The following is a 24,800-nucleotide window of genomic DNA, read 5'->3' as shown; positions in this document are numbered from 1 at the left end:
TCCGAGTCCCGCGCAGGTTAACGTGGGAGAGCCATGAGGCTCGATGCCGCACACTCCGATACCGACCGTCTGACGTTCCCGGCAGGGTTGCCTCATGCTCCGGAGCCCGATCGGCCATAACGACTGCCCTGTTGTGGCAACATCGTCTGCAAACCACACTATCCACGGGTTTTAATGGTATGCATGCCATTGCTCACGAAACACCGGAAGCGACCATTTTGGTGGTCGACGACACACCTGCCAATCTACACCTCCTGAGACAAATTATGGGGGCCCGCGGGCTCACGGTGCGCTGCGCTCCGGACGGCGCCCGGGCCGTCAAGTACGCCAGATCCAACCCGCCCGACCTCATCCTGTTGGATATCAAAATGCCGGGAATGGACGGCTTTGAAGTCATGCAAGCGCTGCAAGCCGATGACATCACTCGACAGATCCCGGTGATTTTCCTCAGTGCGCTCCACGACGTGATCGACAAGGTCAAGGCCCTTTCGCTGGGAGGGATTGACTACATCACCAAGCCCTTCCAGGAAGAGGAAGTTTTGGCCAGAATCCAGGTTCATCTGCGTTTGAGGAGTCTCCAAAGGAGTCTTGAAGAAAAGAACGCACAGCTTGAGGAAGCGCTCTCGAAAGTGAAGCAGCTGACGGGACTTTTGCCTATCTGTGCCCACTGCAAAAAGATTAGAGATGATCAGGGCTACTGGCATCAGATCGAGATCTATATCAGGGAGCACTCGGAAGCCGAGTTTTCTCACGCTCTCTGCCCCCGATGCGTCAAGATCCTGTATCCGGACCTGTATGATCGACTGAAAGTGTGCCGGTCCGAAGATTAGAGCAGCTCCACACAATCGAGTGTCCAAAATGCGACGGACTTGCTATGGCGTAAGCCGCCGAATTGTGTGGCGCTGTAATTATACTTGTTAAGGATCAAATCCGGTATTCCGCAATTTTGGAAACGCTTTGGGAACAGGCATCCGATCCCTGGCAGGTCGGGGTGTGTGCAGCACTCCCCGACACAGGGTCATGTCAGGGAGCTCCTTGCAATCGCACCCCGGCCTACTCAAAAAACGCCTTTCCAAATTTCCGGCTTTCAGTTTTTTCCGGATTCCCGCCGAAGCATGAGCTCACGCAAAGAATCCGATCACATACCTGACCGCCACAAACAGAATACAGACACACAGAATCAGCTTGATCACTCGACCGGGAACGTATTTCTGGCAGCGCGCTCCGAGGTACATGCCGCAGAAGCCTCCGACACCGAACAGGGCGCCCAACACCCAGTCGGGTCCTACCGACATGGAGGTGTTCAGGTACAAATCCAGCAACTGGTAGAAAAGGACGCCGGCAACCGAGGTGATAAAGGTCCCCATGAGCGCGGCTCCCGCCACCGTGTACACCGGCATTTTAAAAATGGCTACGAAAAACGGCGCGACAATGGCACCGCCGCCAATGCCGTAAATTCCGCCCACAATCCCTACGACGAAGGTCATGAGAAAGACCCAAGCCGGGGAAAAGCTGTAGGTTTCCCCCGCGAACTTGTATTCCACACGATGCAGAGAAAACTTGGTATCGCTCACCCAGATGCCTCCGCTGCCGGCGGGACCGGCCCCTTTCCCGGCCAGCGCGCCTGCACCCTTACTCTTAAGAGTGTCCCACGCGAGGCGGGCTCCTATGTAGAGTAACACAAGCCCCGCAAACAGTTTGAAATCTTTGGGATCGGGAAGGTACATGATGCGCACCCAGGCGCCGATGAACACCCCGGGCAAGGTGCCGATGATCACCGCCCAGGTGAGCGGCCACACCATCCTCCTTTCTTTGATGTATCGATACACCCCGCTCGGGATCGCCACTACGTTGAAAACCTGGTTGGTACCACTCACCGAGGGGGACGTGTAATGCAGTACACTCACCTGAAACGGGAGCAGAAGGAAAGCACCCGAAATACCTCCCATCGAGGTGAAAAAGGATACGATGAATGCCACCAGGGGCGGCAAAAACACCCAGGTTTTCACCCCGGACAAAGGAAATGTCACGTATAGAAAGTCTACCCAGTTCATTGCCCGCTCCTTGTCTTCATCCCGACTCTATTGTGTCATGCCTATCCTGAAGCCCGCCCGGGGTCTCCCAATATAAACTGGAATCCAAAATCCTTTCAGCGAAAACGATGGCCTCCGTCCGCCGTGACCTCATCTACAATGGCCGGGGAGTCCCCCGAGACAGCAACCTTACGTCAATACGATAAAAGTCGCAATGTGGTAACCACCCCTGTTGATGGACACTTGCCTGGAATGGCGCAAAAAAATACTGGGGGGGATCTGGTGGCCTTTGTGGAGTCATAAGACACCGGTTGATCAAGAATTCGGCGCGCACCACTTGTCACCGAGTCGATATTCATGTATTGTTAACCATCGATATATAGCGCAGGAGACCCCGGCATGAAGCCATTTATAAAAATCATGAAAGCGTTGTCCGATTCCAATCGGGTCAGGATTGTCAAGTTGCTGCAGCGCAAATCCCTTTGCGTGTGCGAGATCCAGGCGGCCCTGCAAGTCTCCCAGCCGACCGTATCAAGCCACTTGAGAGTGCTGGAGGAGGCGGGACTGGTGGGGTATGAAAAGGATGGCCTATGGGTCAACTATCATCTCACCAACGGCGAAAGCAGCCCTTATGCCGCTGCCCTGCTTGGCAACCTGCGGCACTGGCTGGAGGATGACCCTGACATCATGAAGCTTGTTGCAAGTCTTCCCGGCATATCACGGGAGGCGATCTGCAAAAAATCATCTCAACCGACTAGATAGATATATGACGATTTCAAACGGAAAGTGGAGCCGGCGATGAGTGAGAAGAAAGTGGCTCGCATCAAAGTGGGGAAATTCGGGGTGGGTATCATTGGCATCCAGGAGCTCATGGAGGAGATGGCCGAGACCTACGCCGATAAGGACAGCGGCGAAATTCAAGCACATATGCTGGAGCAGTTGGGTAAGAGCAACTACATCCCTTCCGGCGCGAGAGCGGAATACGGCCGGGCGTTCCTGCGCGAGTTCCGCAAGTTCATGGGGCAGTCTTATGAAGAGGAGTCGAGCGGACAAATGGAAATCAAGATTCTCGGTCCGGGCTGCCCTCAGTGCGATCAATTGGAGAAAACCGTCATGGAGCTCCTCACGGAGCTGAACCTGCCGGCCGATCTCGAGCATGTTCGGGACATCGGGGAGATTATCCAGTATGGGATCGTCTCGACCCCGGCACTGTTGATCAACGGTAAGGTGGTGGCCAAGGGACGTGTTCCGACTAAAGAGAGCATCAAAAAGTGGGTGACCGAAACCGCTGCATGTCGTTAACGGGGCGCGTCGGGAACGAGTTTTATTGTCACGCTGGCGGTCATCGCCGCGCAGTTGCCGGCGGCATCCTGCCGGTGGATTATCCGTTCAACGCTGGAGCTTCAATGTGAATGAGGAGATTGGATTATGGGTGATGCACGAATTGCCGACCGGAACATAACAAGCCATCATGCGGCAGAGGTGCGGGAGGAAATGGAGCCGAGCCGCATCGACTGGAAGACCATCTGGATGCCCATGACGCTGATCGTGGGGTCTTTTCTTGTGCTGTTCTATCTTCCCCTGGAGAGCGAGCGGTTCACCAACGCCATTATTGAATCGCTTTCACTGGCCAAATGGTACGCCCAGGAGCACGTACTGCTGTGCCTGGTGCCCGCCTTTTTCATCGCCGGCGCGATTGCCTGCTTCGTATCGCAGGCGGCGGTGATGCGCTATTTGGGACCCAATGCCAAGAAGGTCATCGCCTACGGGGTCTCTTCCGTTTCGGGCACCATCCTGGCAGTTTGCTCATGCACGGTGCTGCCGCTTTTTGCCGGCATCTGGAAGCGCGGCGCCGGGCTGGGACCGGCCATTGCCTTCCTCTATTCGGGACCGGCCATAAATATCCTGGCCGTGGTGCTCACCGCGCGCATTCTCGGACTGGAGCTCGGCATCGCCCGCGCCGTCGGCGCCATTATTTTCGCTGTGGTGATCGGGTTCCTCATGCACCTCACCTTCCTTAAGGAAGAAAAACAAAAAGCCGAGGCCGCCCTGCACTTTCCGACCGCCGAGGTCGAGCGGCCCCTGTGGCAGAATGTCATCTATTTTGCCACCATGGTGGGGCTGCTCATTTCCGCCACCTGGGGCAAGCCGTCCGAGCCGGTGGGCTTCTGGAATGCGGTTTACGAGGTTAAATGGTGGTTGACGGGGGCCTTTGCGGTGGTCTTCGGGATAGAGCTCAACATCTGGTTTCGGGTGAGGGCGGTCAAGGTGGTGGTTGCCGGCATCGTTGTGGCGGCCCTGGCGTTCGCCTTCCCCTATGAACCGCTGATCGCCTTCTCGGCGGGCATCATTGCGGTCACGGTGCTGATCACCACCACCCGCGGAGAGACTCAGGAGTGGTTTCTTTCCACCTGGGGCTTCACCAAGCAGATCACGCCGCTCCTGTTCGGCGGTGTGCTGGCGGCCGGCCTGCTTTTGGGACAGCCCGGTGCGGAAGGGCTCGTTCCTTCCACGTGGGTGAGCGGGCTGGTGGGAGGGAATTCTCTGGGCGCTAATTTCTTTGCCGCCATTGTGGGGGCGTTCATGTATTTTGCCACCTTGACCGAGGTGCCGATATTGCAGGGCCTGATCGGCTCGGGTATGGGCAAGGGACCGGCCCTGGCTCTCCTTTTGGCCGGCCCGGCCCTCTCCCTGCCCAACATGCTGGTGATCCGCAGTGTCATGGGAACCAAGAAGACCGCGGTCTTTGTGACCCTGGTCGTGGTCATGTCCACCATCTGTGGGATGGTTTTTGGGCATTATTTTCGTTAATAACAAGGGAGATGCAAATGGAAATCAAAGTATTGGGTCCTGGCTGCCCGAAGTGTCAACAAACGGAAAAAGTGGTGAAAGAAGCGGTGAGTGAAGCCGGTTTGCAGGCCAACATTGAAAAAGTCACCGACATCCTTAAGATCGGCGAATATGGGGTGTTCGGCACCCCGGCCGTGGTGATCGACGGAGAAGTCAAATCAGTGGGGAAAATCCCCACCAAGGATGAGGTCAAGGGGTGGATCCGTTAGAGGTTGCAGGCGGGAAGCGGCAAGCAGGAGGCTGGTGCCTGGCAAAGCTCCCCACAAATGAACGGGCCGACTTGTAGAAGGTTGGGTTGAGTGAAACGAAACCCAACAACTGCCGACCATGCAATGGATCATGTTGGCTTTCGTACCTCAACCCAGCCTACTTGGAAGCCAAAAGCATTTTCTTGAACAGTAGAGCTGTAAGAAGCGTATGGCGGTCGCTGAGGAGAGACAAAGGTAATTCAGCATGGAAAAAGTGAAAATTCTGTTTTTATGCACCGGGAATTCCTGCCGCAGCCAGATGGCTGAAGCATGGACGCGACATCTGAAGGCGGATCTCATTGAACCCTACTCGGCCGGGGTGGAGCCGCATGGCATCGACCCAAGGGCGGTCAAGGTGATGGAGGAAGTCGGCATAGACATATCGCAGTATCGATCAAAGGATGTCTCTGAGGTCGAACATATTGACTTTGACTACGTTGTCACCGTATGTGACAGGGCCCACGAGTCGTGCCCCTTTTTCCCTGCCGGAACCAAAGTGGTGCACGTGGGGTTTGACGATCCGCCCAGGCTTGCCGCCGGCAGTTCCACCGAGCAGGAAGCCATGCTGCATTATCGGCGCGTGCGCGATGAAATAAAGGCGTTTGTGGAGAAGCTGCCTGCAGCACTGAGTGATGAGTGACGGAAACCATTGGCAAAACGTGCAGGGTGAGCAATATCTGATACCCAAGGGAGTTGCGGAAATCACTGTGGTGCATGCGCTGGAGACCCTGTACCTCTCGCCGTTGGCGGTCCTGGAACAGCCCGAGGATGCCGGACGCAGTGAGATCCAAGCGGTGGTGAAGGATTTGCGGAATGCGGGAGCGCTGCAGGTTCATGGCATCATCTCCAAGGGGCACCCTGTGTCGAAAATAATGGAATGCCTTGCGACCGGTGACTATTCCCTGGTGGTCATGGGCACTCAGGGGAAAAGTCTCCTTGCGGAAATACTGCCGGGCAGCGTTGCCTGTAACATCGCTCGGCTAACGCCCTGTCCGGTCATTTTGATTCCCAGAAGAGCCTGAAGCCGGTTCCCCCGAACCAGCTCATAAGGCTACTTGCCGTTGAGATGATCATGAACCGCATAGACGAATATATTGCTACGGGATTGAAGGGCATGCGGCAGGCCGCGGCGATCTTTCTTTTCAGCGCCCTTTTGGCTCTTTTAGTCAATGCTCTCCGCCCGGGCGGACTGGCCTGGTTTGGAGACTGGACACCCGAAGCTCAGCCGACCCTGGAAACCGGCGAGAACCTGATAATCTCTTTGCAGGAGGCCGAAGCTTTTTATTATGCTGAGGCGGCTTTGATGCTCGATGCGCGCTCGCCGGAGGAGTACGTCGCGGGGCATATCGCGGGAGCTCGCAATCTCCCATGGGAGCAGTTTGATGCGCGCATGAACGAAGTGATGCAAGACGTCGGCAGGGAGGATCTCATCATCACCTACTGCGACGGTGACAGCTGCAACTTGAGTCAAGAGGTGGCTCTTGCCTTGATGGATCGGGGCTACACCAACGTCCGTGTGCTGGTCAACGGCTGGACACTCTGGCAGGAAAATTCACTGCCGGTTGCAACGGGTTCCAAGCCTTAACATTGGCCTGTTCTTCAAATGCTGGCAAGCGTGAGGTAACACATGAGAATCTCATATATATGTTATTGTGAGCCCCAAAGAATGAGGCCCGGTTGTCGCGCCAGGTCCCAATTCGCTGGACGGGGTCCGGTTTCTATCCAGATTTAAAGAGGGACATCAGTGGAACATAGAGAAGCAGCGCCTTGCTGTTTGCACGAACAACCATCACATGATCATGGCGACCAGGGCGACCATTCCCATTTGGCCGGGCACTGCCACGTTGATGTGCGGGACACCAGCGGCTCCAGGCTGTTGATCACCCTCGGCCTCAATCTGTTGATTCCCATCGCCCAGGTAATCGGCGGGCTGTATGCTCACAGTATGGCTCTGATCTCTGATGCGGCCCATAATTTCAGCGATTTCACTGCGGTGTTGATCGCCTACGTGGCCAACCGTATCGGCATGAAGGGCGCTACAACCGGCAACACATTCGGCTACCGACGTGCCGAAATCCTCGCGGCGGTTATCAACGTGGCGCTGCTGCTGGGCGCAGGGGCCTTCATCATTTACATGGGCCTGCATCGACTGGGTCACCCCGAAGCCGTGCTGGGACGCTGGGTGGCGCTCATCGCCGGCATCGGCGTGGCCGGCAACGGCCTCTCGGCCTGGCTTCTGCACCGCGATTCCAAGCACAATCTCAACGTGCGCGGCGCCTTTCTCCACATGCTGGGCGACCTTCTGACTTCCGTAGTGGTATTGATAAACGGCCTGGTGCTCATGTTCAAACCCTGGTACTGGCTCGACCCGATACTTTCGATCTTGATCGCCTTGTTCATTTTCAAGAATTGCTGGTCGATCCTGAAAGAAGCAACGCGCATTCTGATGAATGCTACCCCCAGCACCATCGACATCAATCGGGTGCGCGATTATCTGGAAAATATGCCCGGCATCCTCGGGGTTCATTACCTGCATGCCTGGAATGTGAGCTCGTCCAGCGTCGCCTTTTCCTGCCACGTGGTCGTGCCGGACCAGCAGCTCAGCCGAGTCGACCACCTGTCGGACAAAGTTCGCAGACACCTGAATGATCACTTCGGCATCGATCACCCGATTCTGCAGTTCGAAACGGCCGCATGCGGCAACGGCGGCATCCTCTGTGAGCTGTCCTGCGCAAGGCCCGACAACGGCCCATCTTCGGTGGAAGACAAACCGTCCTCGACGGGAGCCCGCCGGCTTCAACGACAGACCATCAAATTCTGGGCACGGCTGCTCCTGGGAGCCATATTCATTTTTGCAAGCATCGATAAAATATGGCACCCTATTCTATTTGCGGAGGCCGTGTACAATTATCAAATTCTGCCCGACGCAGCCGTCAACCTGACCGCCATTCTTTTACCATGGCTCGAGTTGGTGCTGGGGGTGTTGCTGGTTTTTGGGCTATGGCTTCCCGGCACTGTGCTGTTGGCCAATATGCTGCTGGTCTCGTTCTTCGGAGCATTGCTGTTCAATAGTGCGCGCGGCCTCGATGTGCACTGCGGTTGCTTCACCACCAGCACCGCGGGAGACCCGGCTACCACCTGGTATCTCATTCGGGATGGTTCATTTCTAATCGTGGGCGGCTACCTCTTCTACCGGGAGCTTATTGCCGGTAAGGGTGAGCGCTGAGCAGTGGTAGCGGCCCGAAAGAGTGTTGCGTTGATGCTTGGTTGCGAGCGTCGCTGTGAGAGGAAAGAGCATGTCTTTAAAGTTTAACGGAGGAAAGCTGTTACTGATCCTGAGTCTGCTGGGTTTGGGGGTGGCAGTGGTCAGTGGAGCTGCCGAATACATTCCATGGCTGGCCGCACTGTGCGGAAGCCTTTCGGGCGGCTGCCGCGAAACCGCCGAATTCACTCTTTTCACCCTGCCGTTATGGCTTTGGGGCGCCGCCTATTATGTTGCTTTGGCGCTCCTGCTGTACCGTGCTCATTTTTTGGTTTTTTGGTGGGTTGCCGTCGCTTTCGGCGTCGAGCTGAGCCTGCTATGGATCATGGTCTCGCTTCATGCCATGTGCATCTTCTGCCTGATCAATTGTTTGATAGTCATTTTGATTTTGCTCATCTCTTTTGACCGGGAACGCCTGTGGCAAACCATTGCGGTGAGTCTCTTCGCATTCATTCTGGCAACTTATATCATCCCCAAAGAAAATCAATCCCTCGCCATGGAAACCAACAGGCAGGACCGGACGGTTGTGGCCGTGGTGAAGGGCCGCCCCATTACGGCAGAAGAGCTGGAAATGTCCCTGGCATCGGAACTGTACCAGCTGCAGATGCAGATCTACGCCATGAAAAAGGATCGGCTGGACCGTATCATCACCGAGAGATTGCTGGAAGAAGAAGCCGATGAACGTGGAGTTTCCATTCAGCAGCTGGTGACCGATTCAGTCCCGCGGCAACAGGTGAATGTGACCGATGAAGAGGTCGAACACTATTATGCCGCCAATCGTGCCAAATGGCTCGATTGGAAGGGATCTCAGGCAGAGCTCAAGGCGAGAATCCGGGTGCACCTGCAGGGCGAAAAATACAAACAGAAGGTGATTGAATTCAGTAGATCTTTGGCAGGACCGCAGGACATCGTTGTCAACCTGCAAGAACCTCAGCCGCCTCTGGCTCACCTCGACACGAATGGAGCTTTCAGCCTCGGGCCGCAAGACGCCGCCGTAACTGTCGTGGAGTTTTCCGATTACCTCTGCCCCGCGTGCCGCAAGGCCCACGCCGTGACGGGCAAAGTCAAGGAAAACTACCAGGATCGGATCAGGTGGGTGTTTAAGGATTTTCCCCTGCGCATGCACAAATGGGCGCGGGAAGCAGCCGAGGCGGCCCGCTGCGCAGGCGAGCAGGGCAGGTTTTGGGAATACCAAGAGCTTTTGTTCGGCAGTCAAGACGAGCTCAACCCCACGCGGCTGAAACAATACGCAGCCGAGCTGGGTCTCAAGGCCGACCAGTTTGACGCGTGCCTCGCTTCGCAAAAATATAAGAGCGCTGTCGAAAGCGACATCGAAGCGGCGCACAGGGCGGGGATCAATGCCACACCGACTTTTGTGATCAACGGAGTTCCCTATTCCGGCGCACTTTCTCTCGACAAGTTCCAGGAATTGATCGATGCCGGCCTGCAAAAAGCACAGAACCGGGAACACCAAGCCGGAGACACGAAGGAGCATTCGACTGAATAGTTGAACGGCCCAACTGACAATCTGCAATGGCGTGAAAGGATAGAGGAGAGGCTGGGCGATGTGGGGTCCTACTGGACCATTCTGGTGGGGATCATACTCATTTGGGTGGCGTTCGATATGATAGGCCTTGCCAAATGCTCCATGGGCGGCAGTCTGCTCGGTCGCATTGAAATCAAGGGATTGCCCGGCGCCTTTGCTCTGGGTCTGGCTTATGGGATCCTTTCGGGCTCTTGCACCTTCGGCTTTGTTGCTCCAATACTTGCCATTATCACCATTCAACAAAAAATGATCACAGGAGTTTTCTTCCTCGCGCTGTTCGGCATCGGCCATTCCACCCCCATTGCCGTCGCGGGCGGGGCTCTACCGCAACGGTAAGAAAATTGCTCGAGAGCGGCTCTTTCCATGAAGGGGGCCTGTGGTTCCGCAAATGCGCAGGAATCGCCATCGGCCTTCTTGGAGTCTACTTCATCGTCCGCCCCTTCACGGGGGCCTGAGAAACTTAAAGAACGGAACCCAACGAATGTTGTTGCGGTGGTTGCCGGCTCAGCCATGTTGGGTTTCAGTGCGCTTCACCCAGCCTTCTGTGAGGGCGGAGATGGGCAGTCGGCTGATGGATGAGATTAGAGAAATGGATCCGGAAAGGCTGGTGAGCGACTGCCTGAGCTGCCGCATACAATTTGACCAGATGGTCCCGTATCGAGTGGTTCATCCCATTGAGATCCTCTGGGAATCCTATGCCGGCCTGGTGAGCCGATCAGTGACCATCCCCAATAGCCCCTCCCCTCATTCGAGCCAAAGCAGTCCAAGATCCAGCTCTATTTCGGGGAAAGGCTCCGCGTGTACTCTGGCCGACTGGGCATATACTCCCAGCAGCACCCAGCGACCGGACTCAAGCCGAAAGAGCTCTAAGGTTTTAACGATTGGGTCGATCAGCCAGGCATGTAATACATGATGCTGAGCATAAATGGGCATCTTTTCCGCGCGGTCGACTTGAACTGTGGTCGGGGAAAGAATTTCACAAACCCAGTCCGGTGCGACAGAAATCCAGTTGTGCGGTTCTTCCACCGGAAATCGCTCTTTTTTCCAACCGGCCATGTCGGGCACAAGAATGTTCTCTCCAAATGAAATCTCAGGCTCATCAACAATAACCCATCCTCCGGGACCTCCCCCACGGCCGAAATCATAGGGAGGACCCAGTTCAAATCCCACACGTGAGATAACCACACTGTGCTTTCTCGATGGCCGTGGAGTAGCAATCAATTCGCCGTTAATGATTTCACCCGTCATGTTGTCGGGAATATCAAACAGGTTCTCGTAGACGACTCTTTTCTTTGCGAGATCTGTCATCTCAGATTTCCTTTCGGCCATATTGCACGCCGCGTTCATGAGAGGATTGCGGTTTTTGCTGTTTTGTCAACATCACGAGTCTAATGATCCACTTCCAGCATTTGCTGCAGTGTCTTTTGGCCTGTATGCCTGTGTTGTATTTTCCTCGGCATCCTCAGCCGATTCGAGTATCCTCTCCTCATCCTTCGTACAATCACACAACACACCCTTGCATCTTCATCGGATCTGACTTTCTGCACATATCCTATCTTTTCCAGCCGGTTCACGATATCCATAATTTGGTTGACAACATCAACTTAAATTTTGCCGGCAGATGTCCAGTATCCAACCTGACCAGCATAGTTGCGCGCCTGATTGGCCGGCAGTGCGGCATTCAGAGATCAAGGGCAAAACTGATCGCACGTCCCACATCAACCATTTTTGCAGGGGGCAAGGAGGTGATGAGGGGGCCGATTTTGTCCTTGGAAACAGTCTGCAGGTGGTCACAGTTGACGGAGCACTCGCGGAGCATACCGTCGGCTTTGGAGAGAAACACCTCGGACGGAATTTCGCGGACCGTACTGGTGATAGGAGCGACCGTTACCTCACCAAGATATTCCAACACGGAATCCCGGGTGAGGATGAGCACCGGCCTCTTTTTATCCGGCGCGGCGAACTTGTACCAGCGAATTTCGCCGCGTTTCATAGGTCACCCCAGGCTTGCTCGGGTTCCCAAACAGAAAACTCATCGACGCCCGCCGGATGCCGCTCGTATCCCCGGCGATGCTTGCGCTCCAGCTGTTCAATGCGATAACGCTCAAGGGCCTCACGCAGCGCCTTGCGCGTGAAAGCGGACCGAGTTGTTTTAAGCTGCTTGGAAACACGATCGACCTCTTTGACAAGATCCTCGTCAAGGGTCATTTGGACGGTTTTCATGGCACACCTCCATAATGTGTATTCTTATAGCTATATTAGCCCGCACTTTGATCCTCGTCAAATCGCTTTCACCACCCTCGACACCATATCCCGGAAGGTCGATGGTTTCCCCCTTAAAACTGAACAACAGCACCAGGATGGCCGGCCGTAGGATGGGTAGAGCGAAGCGAAACCCATCAACAAGGCCTGCAAATAATGCAACATCTAATGCTAAACCGGTATAATTACCCGGATCCTTTAGTGAGGAGGATGCGTGGTACGTCCCCGCAAAGCATCTTTTCATTCCAGGCTTAACTCGGCCAATGATGGAGCGAAAGCCGGATTTATTCCTGCGGTCGGCATGCGTGAGGTACTGCCTGAAATAGTGCGGATGATGATTATATATACCCTGATGGAAAATGAGGGCCGCCCGGACAAAGTCTACAGAAAGAGCCTCAAGCGGTTATGTTTTCTGACGGGCTTAAGACTGGAAGAGGTCACTGAAATCGTCTCGGATCTCATGGCATGTTGTGTAGTGGAACGTCTGGAAGATGGGGCACACCTTCTGATGGGAAGTGGGTGCTTGAAGGAAGCCATGGAAGCAGCCGAGACTTAGGGCAAAAGGTGCAACTGCGGCGTATCCGGAAACGCTTTCTGGCAGAGTTTTCATCCTTGGGCGATGCGCACGAATCGATAAAAAACCCTGTAGAATACCCCGTCAGGTTCAGCCCTACCCTTGAGGCTGTTCAAAGCAGTACCGTGCGTGAAGTCAAGGAGAGAGAATCGGGGGAAAGTAGATAATGGAAAAGATAAAGTCTTACAGTCTGGAAATACCTGTGCCTGCTCACTTTGCACCGGAGCGGGTCGGCGAGGTTTGGCGCGTGCCCTATCAGGAGCGTGCCGATGAGGCGATAAGCTGGGCACAAAAATACGATATCGGACCGGCTTCCTCGGACGGGCACCGCATTGCCCTGCTGCTGGTCGATGTGCAAAATACCTTTTGCATCCCCGGTTTTGAACTCTACGTAGCAGGACGCTCAGGAACGGGAGCGGTGGACGACAACCGCCGGTTGTGTGAGTTCATCTATCGCAACCTCGGCCTCATCACCCGGATCATCCCCACCATGGACACCCACCGGGCGATGCAAATCTTTCATTCAATTTTTCTGGTGAATGAAGAAGGCCGCCATCCCGAGCCTCTTTCTCTCATTCGTCCCGAGGATATCGAGCAGGGCCGCTGGCGAGCGAACCCCGAAGTGCTAAGGCATCTCGGGATCGATGCGAGCTACGGAGAGCGCTACCTGCGCCATTACACGCATGCCCTCCAGGAAAGCGGCAAATACGACCTCACCATCTGGCCCTACCACGCAATGCTTGGAGGAATCGGGCACGCCCTGGTCTCCGCGGTGGAGGAGGCGATTTTCTTTCATTCCATGGCCCGCTACAGCCAGCCGGACTTCAGAATCAAGGGCAGCAAGCCGTTGACGGAGCACTACTCGGTGCTGGGGCCCGAAGTGACGGAAGGGCCCCGCGGCGAAGCCATAGCGGAAAAGGATCAAGGGCTCATCGAAGAGCTTCTCCAATTCGATACGGTAATCGTCGCAGGGCAGGCCAAAAGCCACTGTGTGGCGTGGACCATCGCCGATCTTCTGGAAGACCTTGGCGAAGAACGGGCCGCACTTGCCGGCAAGGTCTATCTGCTGGAAGATTGCACGTCTCCCGTTGTCATACCGGGAGTTGCCGACTACACCGAAGCCGCCGATAAGGCCTTCCGCCGTTTCGCCGCCGCCGGAATGCACGTCGTGCAATCCACCGAACCCATAGAGAGGTGGCCGGGCGTCATGCAGGAATACCCGTAGCTTTATTATTGAAGACTTCTACCAGGACTACGACTGGCGGTTGAATCGAAACTGACGGTCGCCCTGTCCCATGGAATCCCCTTTGATCTTCTCCATGATCCCGGGGATGAACAGGAAAAAGACAAAATCGCCTTGCAGAGAAGCGCTCCTAAAGCATGTTGTGCAAGAAACTGCAGGCCTTGCCGAAGCACGTGACAACCACCTCCTTTCTGGCTCGCGTGGCTGCTACGTAAAGAAGTGCCCGTTCGTTGATTTCGGCCTCCTTCCTTATGGTCGCATCCGATGAAGTAATTTCAGCAGTCTCAAGCGGGACCGTACCGTCGTTTGCACCGGCAATGATCACCCTGTCGAATTCGAGCCCTTTAACCCGGTGCATCGTGGCCAGGCGAAGCCCCGGTTTGGCTCGATCTTCGGGTTCGCTCCGGCGGATCATGTACACCTCGATGCCCTGGTCGTCCAAGGCGCTCCTGTATTGGTCGAGAAGGTTGTTCGTTCTTGCAACCAAACAGACTTCATTCAATGAACCGGCATCTTTTTGAACTTTTTTCAAATATTCCGCTATGAAATGGACTTCATCCCTGAGGCTTTGAAATTGCCGAACTTCCGGGGCAACGCCATGCAAAAGCGACTTATATCCCTTCTGATCGTCGGTGCCGCCGTCCAGATCGTCGATTTTGATGCCTTTGAGCAAACCGACGGCCCATGATCTGGTTTCATCCGTCGTCCGGTAGTTGATGCGAAGTTTTCTGCTGCGCCCCCGAATGTTGATCCCGCATTGTCCGAGCACCACTTTGTGTTTGTAGATCCGCTGATAGGCATCACCGACGATGAAAAGATCATTTCGCCCCTCCGCAACCATGGTTCGGATCAGCATGAAAGCCTGCGGTCCCATGTCTTGGCCTTCATCAACGATAACAGCCCCATACGGCAACGGCTCATTTTTGTTTTCCAGCAGCAACCGGGCATCCCGCATGGCGTCGGCGCCTTCCTTCAAACCGTGCTCGTTGAGCAGCATTCTATACTCTTCAAAGACGCTCCATACAGCTTTCCTCATTTTTCGGTTCAACCGAACTCCCCGCCCGACCCTCGATGCTTTCATATATTCACCCGCCGAGGTGATTCCTTGCGGTTGAATGACCCTCTCCCACTCCTCCCGGTAAAAAGAGGGATCAAGGTTCAGCTCGGCGGGAGCCATATCGACAGCCTGTTTCCAAAGCTCTCTTGACCGTTTTCCGTAATCGATTTCAAAGTCATAGCCGTTTCGCCGCAGAAAGGCCGACACCCAGCGGTCCAGATTAACCACTTCGATTTTTCGAAGGATCTCCTTTGAACAGATCTTGCCGAGGTTTTCCTGGATATCTGCGGCCAGATTGCGTGTAAAGGTCGTGAACAGGATACGGTCTTTTGCGCCTTGAAGACCATGCTGTGCTAACCATTTTGCACGGTGCACGGCGGCTACCGTTTTGCCGGTGCCGGCGCCCCCGAGGACCCGCACCGGGCCGTTCCAAGCCCTTTCCACAAGTTTTTGCTGGGAAGGATGGAGGAAAACACGCCACTTTTCGAGCGGGGCGCTCAAAATGGCCGCAAGCTCCAGCTCGTCTTCAACCACATAGAATCGCCTCCTTGAGTCCGGATTGATCAGAGCCGCCTCGAAATCGTCTACATTGACGCGCTGCTTTTCGTCGGCCGACTGAGCTTCTTGAAGAACTTCCTCCAAAGTGAATCCGGCGGCCAAAAAGAAGAGTGCCTCATATGCTTCCTGCGGCAGTTTTTCAGCTATTTCATCCAGTTCGTCTTCGTCTCCAAGTCTTCTAACCAGTGGGAGCTGCTCTTCCGGGACTCCGAGCCGCAAAAGCTCTTTGTCTCGAATATCTCGAAACAAAGCACCCGTTTCCCTGCGGAAGGGAACCTCGTATGCACTTTGATCATCAATTTGTCCGGCCTCCTGAACTTCGATAACCTGAAGGCTCCCGGTTTCGGGGTGTATCTTATAGACTTTGTTTTCCGCCCATTTGTACGCATTGTCGTGGTTGTCTACCCACAGGAGCACGTAGACATTTCCGGATTCCGGCTTGAGCACGATTCCCCGGTATGCTTGATCAATTCGCACGGATCTCATGTTCTTGTCTTTGGCGCGCTCCATTTTTTCATAATTGATCCCCGGCATGGCCGGATTGGACCGAAACTTGTTTACAAAATCGAGCACCTTTCCCTGCTGTTTTCGGGGAATCCTGGAAAAGGATGCCAGAAAATCGGATGCTATTGCGACTTTGACGCCGTTTCCATTCAAGGGCATCTCTACTTCTTCTCCTATCGAAACAGGCTGATGAAAGGAGTGGAATTTTCCACCACTTCGCTGATCATAAATGGTTTCCATCCCGAGCCGGTAAATGACCCCCGGTATCCCCCCTGCTTTTTGGTCAACAACGCAATGTTCAAATTGGGCCAGGCCAGCTCCGATTCCGCAATGATCTCACCAGTGCCGCCTGCCAACTCGAATCCCACTTCCGGGATAGGCAGGTCATGTTTGGCAAGCAAGCCGATCAGTTCATGGAGATCGCTCTCAACAAGTTCCTTGATTTCACCCCATTCCGCCTTCAATGTCGGCTCGGCGGCGGGCGCCACGGTTTTAAGGGGCAGGTGATACGGATATCCGGATGCCTTGCCCTCCTGGGTCGCAAAAAGAGCGTTCGGCAAAAACTGCATCAGATTATATAGGCGCAGGTATCCGTTCCAGGCAGCCTCAAATTCGGCGCTCTCTCTGTTTTCCGGGCCGTCCATCAAACACGCCGAGGCAAGCATTCCTTGGATTTCCCCCTGCTGAACTGCGTCTTGGCTTGCCGCAACGAAGAGTCTCATGAATTCCGGGTGGGAATCCCGCTCAACCAAACCGTACAGCAATCCGTCGCCAAGTTCGGAAACGACATCGGCGACCTGCCCCGGCAGATAATGTTGAAGCTTTTCCAGCCATCCGCCTTTGGCACTTTCTGCGGCAAACTTCTTGTTGTCGAGACGCAGCAGACAATGAACGAATCCATGCATTGCCCATTTATGGGCATCGGGGTTTTTCAAGAATTCGATCAGCCAATCGAAACTGGTTCGGCTGTTCAGCTCGATAATGTTTTCAACACCGCAATGATCCAAAAGCTTTTTATATTTTGAAGCGACCTCTGGAGCGGCAAAATTCAGATGGTTGTGGAAGTAATTCCCTTGGCTTTTATATGCGTTTTCAACATCTTTCCATGAAAGCGACCACACATGGAAATTACCGCTCGCCGTAATGGCATGCCGCTGGGCCATATCCAGTCCGACACGCTTTTTGTGAAAGAAGAAACCGTCTGTGAAGACGGCAACCGGTTTGATATCGTGCCGGACTTTTGCAGGGCGGATCAGAAAATCGGCTACGGATGGAAAGTGCACCCCGTCGGCCTCGCCCAACTGTCTTTGCGGTTCGATGGTATAAACCTTATCGGCCAATCGATAGATATACCCCGGCTTGCCGTTTACCACGTCCTTTTTCAGTTTGGCCGGCACGTCGTTGATGCGAACGCGCCTCAATGCTTCGATAAAACGCGCTTCAAGCTCGCTGTCGAAAAGACTGTTGACCTGCACATTCTTTAATGACCCGGTTCTCTTCAACTGCTCCTTGTGCTTGAGTATTTCCGATAACATTTGAGCGGCCGTTTCGCGCGAAGTTCCGCCCATCGAATAACTTCTTCGGTAAGCGTAAAGGCACTGATAACAGCCGTCTTTGGTAGCATCCTGAATGCATTTGCAGGATTTGATCGTCGCCAGGGCCTTTGCGAAAACTTCCATGAGAGGCTTCTCGGATCGCATCAGCTGCTTGAGATACCCTGTCCCTCCGGGAACGGTATCGTACAGGACAAGGTATTCTTTGCGGTGATTGGAGTCCGGGACCGGTTCCTGGTGAACGGTGGTTTGAAGGTGATCGATATTGCCGCCGAATGTGAGCTTCAAACCCAAGTGCAGGGCAGCTATGAAGCTGTGGAGCTTGTTTTCGGATTGATCCATTGTGATGAGCGGCAAAAGTATGCGGACGGCTTCGGAAGAAAATTCTCTGTATAGATAAACGCATTCGGAAAGATTGGCTTCCGAGTCTTTTTTCCTTGAAGGGCACCACAGGGTATGTTTGATTTCGTTTCGGTGCTGATCCTGGATTTTGCCGCAGTGCCTGCATATGACGAAGCCTTTTCTCGGGGATTCAACGCCTGCAATCGTCACTTTTTCCCCGATGTCCTCCTTTTCCCCGAAATTGATTTCCCGCAGGTTGACTTTCCGCAGGAACTCAAATCCAAAGGGCAGCTCATCGTTTTCGATTGCGTAGGCATCGGTAACGTCGGCTTCCTGATGGGTGACCAGGATCTGCTTGTTATAAAAACAGGGGTCTCGGTCGTCGCTCTCGTCACTGATCCGGCTTTCGCGATCCGATGTCGTGGCGAACACCTGCCGCATTCGGAGCATCTGCCGCTTTTGCCCGGCATCGGACCACATCGCGCTGCCGCAATGGGGACAATTGACCGTTTCAGGCATCTTCCCCACCAAAACATGGTAGGCGCAATTGTTACAAAAACGCCACGCTTCTATATCTGAAACCGTTACATCGATCTGATCCACACGCACTCTGCGGCCACCGGCAAAAAAGCTGTTGGCCGGCGCGAGTTCACTGATCGCGCTGACGGCTGGGCGCTCATAATCCAGCGTCAATGTGTCGTATCGGCCTTCGCTTTCCCGAACTTTCGCCTTCCGCCTGTAAATGATCGAGCGCAAGATGACCCCCGCCTCCGGGAACGCATAATTGGGCAGGAGGCCTTCATCTGTCATGAAATTCAAGGTATGCCGGTCGTTGATCCGCGTCACCAGGGATTGGAGCGCCTTCTTTTCACGGATCAGCTCATCCATCTCAATCTGATAGTTCTTTCCCTTGGCGGGGTCTTCCTGCTTCTTTTTGACTTTATTGCCCAGTGACTTGGCCTTGCTCCTCAGTGATTCACGCTCTTTATGCAGAAGAAAAAGACCCTCGACGATCCGAAATGACAGGCTGCCCTGAATGTCTCGATTCCCTTCAACGAAGTAGCGCAGGTGCTGAACCGAATCTTCGGTCAATGAATCTGAAAAAACGGCAACGAAGCGGTCGAATAGCTCCGTCCGATAAGTTTCAATAAATTTCAGGAAGTTGTAGGGGAACTTGCCGGGATCATCTGAGCCGATATTTCCTAATACCTGTCTCAACTGGGCGGGCAGGGCGTTTTCCCCGATACCGGATTCCACCCAGCGATCCATACAGAATGCGGTGAACTGCCGTTCCAGCACCGCCGAAGCATTGAGGAAAACGCCGGGCGGATCGACTTCACCCTCGATCATCGATTCCGGCTCGGCGAAGAAGAAAAGATCATGCGGCCTCGCATTGGCGACCGCTACGTTTACGGCATTGCCGTCGCGCCTTCCGGCGCGCCCGATCCGCTGCAGATAGTTGGCTTGGGCGGGAGGCACGGAACATAAGATCACCGATGAAAGATCGCCGATATCGATCCCCATCTCCAATGTCGGGGTACAGGAGAGCAAATTGGGGTCCCACGGTTGGCGTTCCTTCGATTTGAAGCGCTCCTCCAGATTTTCCCTTTTGTCTCGATCCAAAAGGCCGGTGTGCTCTTCCGCAAAGATCCTCTCCACTTCTCCGCTTGCATAGAGTTTGCCGTAATAATCGAGGGCTTCAGCTCCTTTCCGGTAGGCTCCTCTGCAGTTGAACCTGAGGCAGGAAGCCTGCTCCCAATATTTTTCTTCATCGGATGCAACGGAGTGCTCATGGCCGCATTTGCCGCATTTCAGCTGAACGACGGATTTACTGATCCTCAAAGCTTCCGGAAGCACACCCCAAACGAAATCGCCCTCTTGTCGCTTCTCAAACAGTACGCCGGACTGGACAAGGCCCTTAAGCACTGTTGAATATATCGGTCGGATCAACTCACCCACGAGCGGAATCACCGGGGTAAAACATTTGGCCGCCCATGCTTCATACCAGGTCAACCGCCCCGATCCGCCGCCGAACAGCAGTTCGAACCGGTTTCCCCGCCTACTGGTGAGAAACGCCGGTGCACGTGCGTTCATACCAAAACCGGCCATCCATGGGATGCGGTTCAATAAAAAGATGTTGCCCCAATGTTCGACGTATCCGCATAAGACCGGATGCCACACCGCCCCTTGCTGCTTCAAACGACTCAAAAGTCCAAGGATTAATACCCTGAGCGTTCTTTCATCCAGGCCTTCCAGCCCGCCGATCTCGTTTCTAAGCCGCAGCAAAGCATCTGATATGACCTTATCCAAAAGGTCCCCATCCGAACAGGCGACGGATGAGCCGCTCTTTTCAAGAGTTCGCCCGATGCGGGACCTGAAGCCATATTCGGAGAGAATCTCCCAGCCGATTCTCTTTTTTACGTCATCCAAAAGCTTCGAGCCTTCCGGTATTTTGCCCGTCTTTTTGAGCTCATCATAGTCTCCAAACCATTCCATATTGGGCGCAAGAAACGTCGCAACGAAAGCATTCGGCCCTAACTTTTGCGACCAAAACCGAGCGAACTCTTCGGGCAGTTCACCCAGGGAAAGGCCGTCCCCTTCATCTAATAAAAACCGCTGCAGTGCAGTGCGGAAGCTGAACCGATAAGTCCGGCCTTGGAAAAAACCGGCGCGGTGGGCGGCGTCCTGAACAGAATCGGAAAATGTCAGGAGCTTTCTGTCGTCGTTGAAGGTGGATGCGTAGAGCTGAGCAATCAGCACGCTGGTGAGGCTCGCCGCCCGCGATCCGAGAATGGTCATGCCATTGTGGGCGTTGCAGTAGGGACAGTCGTGGGTCCCGATCTGGCGGCTTCTCCGTTGCACCCTGGTGTTGGGGATGAAGACGCGCATCATTTCCGGGCGGTTGCAATGGGGGCACGCCTTTGCATCCAGCTGCGTGGTCAGCTTGAGGCATGCGCTGCAAAATCGATATGACAGGCCCTCTGCCTGAACCTTTGATCCATCATCTTCTTCGGGGAAAATGAAAACAACCTTGGGGTCGTTTTTAAAAAACGCCGCGTAGAATGACTGCAGGTCGGTCATGACCGCCGGATCGTATTGGCGCTTCAAGCCGGCCCAACCCATGCTGTTGCATTCCCGGCAGTGGGCGATTGGCAAATGCCGCTCCAGCTGCTCGTCGTTCAAATCGTCGGCAAATCTCAGGCGCGGATGCGGATTCACTTCGCTCACCATGCGCCGCAGCTCACGCAGCCATAAATGATGCCTCACATGCAGAAAAGGCGAGCGCTTCTCCCCATTGCCAAGGGCTGCCGATGACACCAGCGCCAGCAGGCTGTTTAAAAGATCCACGCCATAATTACGTGGTGCGCCCCTAAGCTCCGGGGTAACCCGCTGCAGGTCATCCAGGATGTCGTCATAGGATCGGATTCTCCCGCCCAAGACTTTCAAAAGATTTTGGAAAAACAACTGGCCTTTCAGCCGTTCGGGCAGCTCAAAGCGCCAGTCGCCTCGAGCAAAATCTTCCGAAGAGAGTTCCTCCCCGAACCACAGCTTGTGCTGGATCGAAATGTATTCTTGACAATTGGAAAAATTCTCCGGATCCAAATCAGCCGCATGCTCACGGCCTATCACCGATACATTGGAGATGAGGCTTTTTTCGAGGAATTCGCCGGCGCTCAGGCGCGATTCTGAAATGATGCAGGAGTCGTTGAACGGCTCTCCGAAGATCTCTTCAGCATACGCCTTGAGGCGCTCTTGTTCCGCATCGCTCCCCAGAGTGGCCGAGGTGCCCGCGCAGCAGAGGTGGTCTTTCGGCGTTTTCAGCCGCTCCTTCAGGCGGCGCAACAGGCAGGCCAGATCGGTTCCCTGCGCCCCGTCGAATGTGTGCAGCTCGTCCACCACGAGATAGCGGAGGGTTTCCGGGGTGTTGTTGCGCCACAATGGATAATCCTTCGACCGGATCAAGAGGTAATCGAGCATCTTGTAGTTGGTGAGAAGAATGTCCGGCGGAGAGTTTCTGATGGTGTCTTTGTGGCTGATGATATGATTCTCCGACATGCCCATTTTGGGATCGGTTTCCATCTGCCCGATAAACAGGCCGGCGGTGATGTTGTCTTTGAGTTTTTCCGCCTTGCAAACGATTTTGGCGATTCGCCCGGCCTGATCGGTCGCCAGGGCGTTCATCGGGTAAATGAGGATGGCTTTTATGCCCGGCTCTCCTCGATGCCGATAGCAGTGATCAAGGATTGGATAGAGGAAACTCTCGGTCTTGCCCGAACCGGTTCCCGTGGCGACGATGGTAGACTTGGGCCTTGCGCCGGAAAGACGCTGGAAAGCCTTTTCCTGGTGCAGGTAAGGCGTGAAACCCAATGGAATATCGGGAAAATATTCAGTTTGGCTCCAGCCGATTCGAAAAGGGAGCTGAATGGAGAGGAATGGTCCTTTGAAAACCCCTTCCTGTTCTGCCAGCAGCCGGTCAATGATGCCGTGGAAAAAGGGCGTTGACACCGGGAACGTGGTTTTTAAAAAGTCTTCAACCCCTTGCCTGAACTGCTTTGCGAGGACTGACGGAATCATGACAGCCTTTCATGTGAAACGTGCTCTGTTTGCGAAGCTCTCTGGCCAGGATTTTTAAATTTGGATTGTAAGGAAGTATTTTTCTTGAGCTCATTGAACACCCCCCTGCCCCCCTCAAGGGGGGATTTGTTGGGATAAGCGCCCATCGGACTTGAGCCTTTCCTCGAAGTCATCGAGCGTTATTGTTGGCTCATTACGTCTTTCTGCAATTACTGCAAGGTCGTGTAAATCTTCAGGAGCTCTTCATATTCTTTGACGGTCAAAACGACGAATGCTTTTTTCCCTGTGTCATCCAGCAAATAATGTGGTTTGATTTCTTTCATCTTCTCGCTCCGAGGGACTTCATCAATTCCCCCCTTGAGGTCACCTTTTATCACTCCCCCCTGGGGTCACCTTTTATCAATTCCCCTTGAGGTCACGGTTTATCAATTCCCCTTGAGGTCACGGTTTATCAATTCCCCTTGAGGTCACCTTTTATCACTCCCCCCTGGGGTCACCTTTTATCAATTCCCCTTGAGGTCACGGTTTATCAATTCCCCCCTTGAGGGGGGTTAGGGGGGTGTTCACTGCCCTCCCCTTCAATCTCCACAATCTTCTTCCCTCCTTCAAGCTGCTCAACGCATGCCTGTATACTCTTGAGCACCCCTTCCAAATTCCGCTTCACGTCAATGTCCAAAAATCGGAGCACAACTATTCCCAGGGACTCGAGCTTCTGTTGTCTAATGGTGTCTTCGGCAATCTTGCTGTCATGGCTGTGTCCATCTATTTCGATGGCCAGCATGAGCTCACGGCAGAAGAAATCCACGATATAGTTGTCAATCGGTTTTTGCCTGAGGAATTGGTACCCGCCCACCTGTCTTCCCTTGAGCTGATTCCATAACAACACTTCAGAGAGAGTGCTCTGTTTGCGAAGCTCTCTGGCCAGGATTTTTAAATTTGGATTGTAAGGAAGTATTTTTCTTGAGCTCATTGAACACCCCCCTTCCCCCCTCAAGGGGGGATTTGTTAAGTGCCCGGCATTACCATCAAAGGACGAACCTAAGCAAACGGAACAAAAGTTGGAAGAATCACCCGATATTCAAAAGCACCAACAAGCATGATTTTCACTATTTTGCGTTGAACCCTGCCCGTTCTCTACGAAATTTCCTTATCCGTCACTTCCCATACGGCCATATAAGTGGGTTGCCCTTTTTTTAAATGGCAATGGTGACTATCACCTGCCAGTTTTCCATAATTCGGCCAGTTCCCGCGCATTGGGCCGGCCACCTCCATTTCTCTTACTCGGGAAAAAATCCATAATTTTTCTTGAATGAATGACGATTTCGGGTTATTTATCAATCAATCCACAAAGGTGGAGGTGGATGGTTTTAGCCATCGGGGCCGAAAGGCCCTTTTTATTTTCACAGGAATTTCTTCCCATACATAAGCCCATCACGCTGGTAATATTTTGTCTGCAAGACTCTGATAACCCTCTGTGCAAACGGAGCTATTTCCTGGGTCAATAAGTTATTTTCTCTTAAAATCTCATTTCTGCTCGGATGGGCGATAATATCAGCCAGTTGAAGGCCGGAAATATTGCTCGATTTTGGCTTTACTTTCAGCTGCTCACTTGTGAATGCATTGTGAAAACGTTCTGGCCCGATATATTGTGTTCCTTTTTCCCACAATTTTGAATAGGATTTTTTCAGACGCTTGTCCTCCTTGCCGCCCCTCGACTCTGCCATCACATCCCCCCTGGTTTGCCGTTGTTCAAGAAAAAAGGTGTATCTTTCAAGGAGCAGCGCCAAACAGTAATGATACGGATCGTACCGCCACACAGTATAGGTCTCTTTGTGGGATTTCTTGTCAAGACAAACGGAAATGACGATGTATTCCCATTCATACAGATGATGCAGTACTGCTTCGTCGAATCTCGCTCTAAGTTCGCGGTCTCTCAATGCATGGAATGGATATTTCGCGTTTACCAGCTCTTTTCGGTGAAAAATCAATGGCTCATCCGGATGATGTTGAAAGTATTCGGACTTCAACTGTTCCATTTGAGGATGCAGTTTCAGCCTGACATATTCAAGGTTGACAATAACGCCCGTCAGGCTAAGAAACCTGTGAAGCGGATTTTCCGAACTATCAAGATCGGGGTTGCCGACTTCATCTATATACATTCTGTATTTCATGGAGGTTCAAGCTCGTATGAGG

General features: G+C 53.7%; 20 protein-coding genes and 1 pseudogene. 13 read left to right on the top strand and 8 right to left on the bottom strand.

What is annotated here, in order from left to right; translation table 11 throughout:
* Nucleotides 1–179 precede the first annotated feature (179 nt).
* Nucleotides 180–830, top strand: a complete 651-nt coding sequence (locus K1V27_RS09235; RefSeq protein ID WP_258929587.1) for a response regulator — start codon at nucleotides 180–182, stop codon at nucleotides 828–830.
* A 291-nt stretch (nucleotides 831–1,121) separates the two neighbouring features.
* On the opposite strand, the gene K1V27_RS09230 is transcribed toward K1V27_RS09235, so the two are convergent.
* Nucleotides 1,122–2,030, bottom strand: coding sequence for a sulfite exporter TauE/SafE family protein (locus K1V27_RS09230; RefSeq protein WP_353740556.1), 909 nt, complete (start codon nucleotides 2,028–2,030; stop codon nucleotides 1,122–1,124).
* Between the two features lie 402 nt (nucleotides 2,031–2,432).
* Between K1V27_RS09230 and K1V27_RS09225 the strand changes: the two genes are divergently transcribed.
* The 10 genes and pseudogenes from K1V27_RS09225 to K1V27_RS09180 form a co-directional block, all read left to right on the top strand.
* Nucleotides 2,433–2,795 (top strand): ArsR/SmtB family transcription factor, encoded by a 363-nt coding sequence (locus K1V27_RS09225; protein ID WP_258929585.1) that lies wholly within the window; start codon nucleotides 2,433–2,435, stop codon nucleotides 2,793–2,795.
* 36 nt (nucleotides 2,796–2,831) lie between these two features.
* Nucleotides 2,832–3,335 carry a thioredoxin family protein gene (locus K1V27_RS09220; protein ID WP_258929583.1) on the top strand — a complete coding sequence of 168 codons (504 nt, stop codon included), beginning with the start codon at nucleotides 2,832–2,834 and terminating at the stop codon, nucleotides 3,333–3,335.
* Between the two features lie 207 nt (nucleotides 3,336–3,542).
* Nucleotides 3,543–4,844, top strand: a complete 1,302-nt coding sequence (locus K1V27_RS09215; protein ID WP_353740555.1) for a permease — start codon at nucleotides 3,543–3,545, stop codon at nucleotides 4,842–4,844.
* A gap of 17 nt (nucleotides 4,845–4,861) precedes the next feature.
* A complete protein-coding gene (locus K1V27_RS09210; protein WP_258929581.1) occupies nucleotides 4,862–5,092 on the top strand; it encodes a thioredoxin family protein in 231 nt (76 codons plus the stop codon).
* Between the two features lie 244 nt (nucleotides 5,093–5,336).
* Nucleotides 5,337–5,771 carry an arsenate reductase ArsC gene (locus K1V27_RS09205; RefSeq protein ID WP_258929580.1) on the top strand — a complete coding sequence of 145 codons (435 nt, stop codon included), beginning with the start codon at nucleotides 5,337–5,339 and terminating at the stop codon, nucleotides 5,769–5,771.
* Nucleotides 5,764–6,153, top strand: coding sequence for a universal stress protein (locus K1V27_RS09200; RefSeq protein WP_258929579.1), 390 nt, complete (start codon nucleotides 5,764–5,766; stop codon nucleotides 6,151–6,153). Before K1V27_RS09205 ends, K1V27_RS09200 begins: the two co-directional genes overlap by 8 nt.
* A 50-nt stretch (nucleotides 6,154–6,203) precedes the next feature.
* Nucleotides 6,204–6,716 carry a rhodanese-like domain-containing protein gene (locus K1V27_RS09195; RefSeq protein ID WP_258929578.1) on the top strand — a complete coding sequence of 171 codons (513 nt, stop codon included), beginning with the start codon at nucleotides 6,204–6,206 and terminating at the stop codon, nucleotides 6,714–6,716.
* A gap of 159 nt (nucleotides 6,717–6,875) precedes the next feature.
* On the top strand, nucleotides 6,876–8,357 hold the full coding sequence (locus K1V27_RS09190) for a cation diffusion facilitator family transporter (protein ID WP_258929577.1): 1,482 nt from the start codon (nucleotides 6,876–6,878) through the stop codon (nucleotides 8,355–8,357).
* 70 nt (nucleotides 8,358–8,427) lie between these two features.
* Nucleotides 8,428–9,900 (top strand): thioredoxin domain-containing protein, encoded by a 1,473-nt coding sequence (locus K1V27_RS09185; protein ID WP_258929567.1) that lies wholly within the window; start codon nucleotides 8,428–8,430, stop codon nucleotides 9,898–9,900.
* Nucleotides 9,901–9,951: 51 nt separating this feature from the next.
* Nucleotides 9,952–10,394: pseudogene (locus K1V27_RS09180) on the top strand (cytochrome C biosynthesis protein); the annotation flags it as partial.
* Between the two features lie 289 nt (nucleotides 10,395–10,683).
* Here K1V27_RS09180 and K1V27_RS09175 read toward each other — a convergent pair.
* The 3 genes from K1V27_RS09175 to K1V27_RS09165 all read right to left on the bottom strand — a co-directional run bounded on the left by K1V27_RS09175 (nucleotide 10,684) and on the right by K1V27_RS09165 (nucleotide 12,162).
* Nucleotides 10,684–11,247 (bottom strand): Uma2 family endonuclease, encoded by a 564-nt coding sequence (locus tag K1V27_RS09175; RefSeq protein ID WP_258929562.1) that lies wholly within the window; start codon nucleotides 11,245–11,247, stop codon nucleotides 10,684–10,686.
* A gap of 373 nt (nucleotides 11,248–11,620) precedes the next feature.
* Nucleotides 11,621–11,932, bottom strand: a complete 312-nt coding sequence (locus K1V27_RS09170; protein WP_258929561.1) for a type II toxin-antitoxin system PemK/MazF family toxin — start codon at nucleotides 11,930–11,932, stop codon at nucleotides 11,621–11,623.
* Entirely contained in the window at nucleotides 11,929–12,162 is a 234-nt protein-coding gene (locus K1V27_RS09165) for a ribbon-helix-helix domain-containing protein (protein ID WP_258929560.1), read from the bottom strand. Before K1V27_RS09165 ends, K1V27_RS09170 begins: the two co-directional genes overlap by 4 nt.
* Nucleotides 12,163–12,415: 253 nt before the next feature.
* Here K1V27_RS09165 and K1V27_RS09160 point away from each other — a divergent pair, with 253 nt between their 5' ends.
* Together K1V27_RS09160 and K1V27_RS09155 are read left to right on the top strand one after the other, a co-directional pair.
* Nucleotides 12,416–12,757, top strand: a complete 342-nt coding sequence (locus K1V27_RS09160; protein ID WP_258929554.1) for a hypothetical protein — start codon at nucleotides 12,416–12,418, stop codon at nucleotides 12,755–12,757.
* A gap of 184 nt (nucleotides 12,758–12,941) precedes the next feature.
* Nucleotides 12,942–14,000 carry a cysteine hydrolase family protein gene (locus K1V27_RS09155; protein ID WP_258929552.1) on the top strand — a complete coding sequence of 353 codons (1,059 nt, stop codon included), beginning with the start codon at nucleotides 12,942–12,944 and terminating at the stop codon, nucleotides 13,998–14,000.
* Nucleotides 14,001–14,148: 148 nt separating this feature from the next.
* On the opposite strand, the gene K1V27_RS09150 is transcribed toward K1V27_RS09155, so the two are convergent.
* From K1V27_RS09150 to K1V27_RS09135, 4 genes are all read right to left on the bottom strand, one after another.
* Nucleotides 14,149–16,296 carry a 3'-5' exonuclease gene (locus K1V27_RS09150; protein WP_258929551.1) on the bottom strand — a complete coding sequence of 716 codons (2,148 nt, stop codon included), beginning with the start codon at nucleotides 16,294–16,296 and terminating at the stop codon, nucleotides 14,149–14,151.
* A gap of 14 nt (nucleotides 16,297–16,310) precedes the next feature.
* The gene (locus K1V27_RS09145) at nucleotides 16,311–22,607 is read right to left on the bottom strand and encodes a DEAD/DEAH box helicase (RefSeq protein ID WP_258929550.1); all 6,297 of its coding nucleotides are present in this window, start codon (nucleotides 22,605–22,607) and stop codon (nucleotides 16,311–16,313) included.
* 529 nt (nucleotides 22,608–23,136) lie between these two features.
* Nucleotides 23,137–23,577 carry an endonuclease domain-containing protein gene (locus tag K1V27_RS09140; protein ID WP_258929542.1) on the bottom strand — a complete coding sequence of 147 codons (441 nt, stop codon included), beginning with the start codon at nucleotides 23,575–23,577 and terminating at the stop codon, nucleotides 23,137–23,139.
* A gap of 430 nt (nucleotides 23,578–24,007) precedes the next feature.
* Nucleotides 24,008–24,766, bottom strand: a complete 759-nt coding sequence (locus tag K1V27_RS09135; RefSeq protein ID WP_258929538.1) for a DUF3800 domain-containing protein — start codon at nucleotides 24,764–24,766, stop codon at nucleotides 24,008–24,010.
* Between the last annotated feature and the right edge of the window lie 34 nt (nucleotides 24,767–24,800).

Source organism: Desulfoferrobacter suflitae (assembly GCF_022603395.1).
GTDB lineage: Bacteria > Desulfobacterota > Syntrophobacteria > Syntrophobacterales > Syntrophobacteraceae > Desulfoferrobacter > Desulfoferrobacter suflitae.
This window is presented reverse-complemented; position numbering and strand designations above follow the sequence as displayed.

What these genes read in the sequence shown, in the direction of transcription:
- K1V27_RS09135 (WP_258929538.1), bottom strand. Translation starts at nt 24,766, where the DNA reads ATGTATATAGATGAAGTCGGCAACCCCGATCTTGATAGTTCGGAAAAT.
- K1V27_RS09150 (WP_258929551.1), bottom strand. Translation starts at nt 16,296, where the DNA reads ATGCCCTTGAATGGAAACGGCGTCAAAGTCGCAATAGCATCCGATTTT.
- K1V27_RS09210 (WP_258929581.1), top strand. Translation starts at nt 4,862, where the DNA reads ATGGAAATCAAAGTATTGGGTCCTGGCTGCCCGAAGTGTCAACAAACG.
- K1V27_RS09235 (WP_258929587.1), top strand. Translation starts at nt 180, where the DNA reads ATGCATGCCATTGCTCACGAAACACCGGAAGCGACCATTTTGGTGGTC.
- K1V27_RS09205 (WP_258929580.1), top strand. Translation starts at nt 5,337, where the DNA reads ATGGAAAAAGTGAAAATTCTGTTTTTATGCACCGGGAATTCCTGCCGC.
- K1V27_RS09195 (WP_258929578.1), top strand. Translation starts at nt 6,204, where the DNA reads ATGAACCGCATAGACGAATATATTGCTACGGGATTGAAGGGCATGCGG.
- K1V27_RS09185 (WP_258929567.1), top strand. Translation starts at nt 8,428, where the DNA reads ATGTCTTTAAAGTTTAACGGAGGAAAGCTGTTACTGATCCTGAGTCTG.
- K1V27_RS09170 (WP_258929561.1), bottom strand. Translation starts at nt 11,932, where the DNA reads ATGAAACGCGGCGAAATTCGCTGGTACAAGTTCGCCGCGCCGGATAAA.
- K1V27_RS09155 (WP_258929552.1), top strand. Translation starts at nt 12,942, where the DNA reads ATGGAAAAGATAAAGTCTTACAGTCTGGAAATACCTGTGCCTGCTCAC.
- K1V27_RS09220 (WP_258929583.1), top strand. Translation starts at nt 2,832, where the DNA reads ATGAGTGAGAAGAAAGTGGCTCGCATCAAAGTGGGGAAATTCGGGGTG.
- K1V27_RS09225 (WP_258929585.1), top strand. Translation starts at nt 2,433, where the DNA reads ATGAAGCCATTTATAAAAATCATGAAAGCGTTGTCCGATTCCAATCGG.
- K1V27_RS09140 (WP_258929542.1), bottom strand. Translation starts at nt 23,577, where the DNA reads ATGAGCTCAAGAAAAATACTTCCTTACAATCCAAATTTAAAAATCCTG.
- K1V27_RS09175 (WP_258929562.1), bottom strand. Translation starts at nt 11,247, where the DNA reads ATGACAGATCTCGCAAAGAAAAGAGTCGTCTACGAGAACCTGTTTGAT.
- K1V27_RS09165 (WP_258929560.1), bottom strand. Translation starts at nt 12,162, where the DNA reads ATGAAAACCGTCCAAATGACCCTTGACGAGGATCTTGTCAAAGAGGTC.
- K1V27_RS09200 (WP_258929579.1), top strand. Translation starts at nt 5,764, where the DNA reads ATGAGTGACGGAAACCATTGGCAAAACGTGCAGGGTGAGCAATATCTG.
- K1V27_RS09145 (WP_258929550.1), bottom strand. Translation starts at nt 22,607, where the DNA reads ATGATTCCGTCAGTCCTCGCAAAGCAGTTCAGGCAAGGGGTTGAAGAC.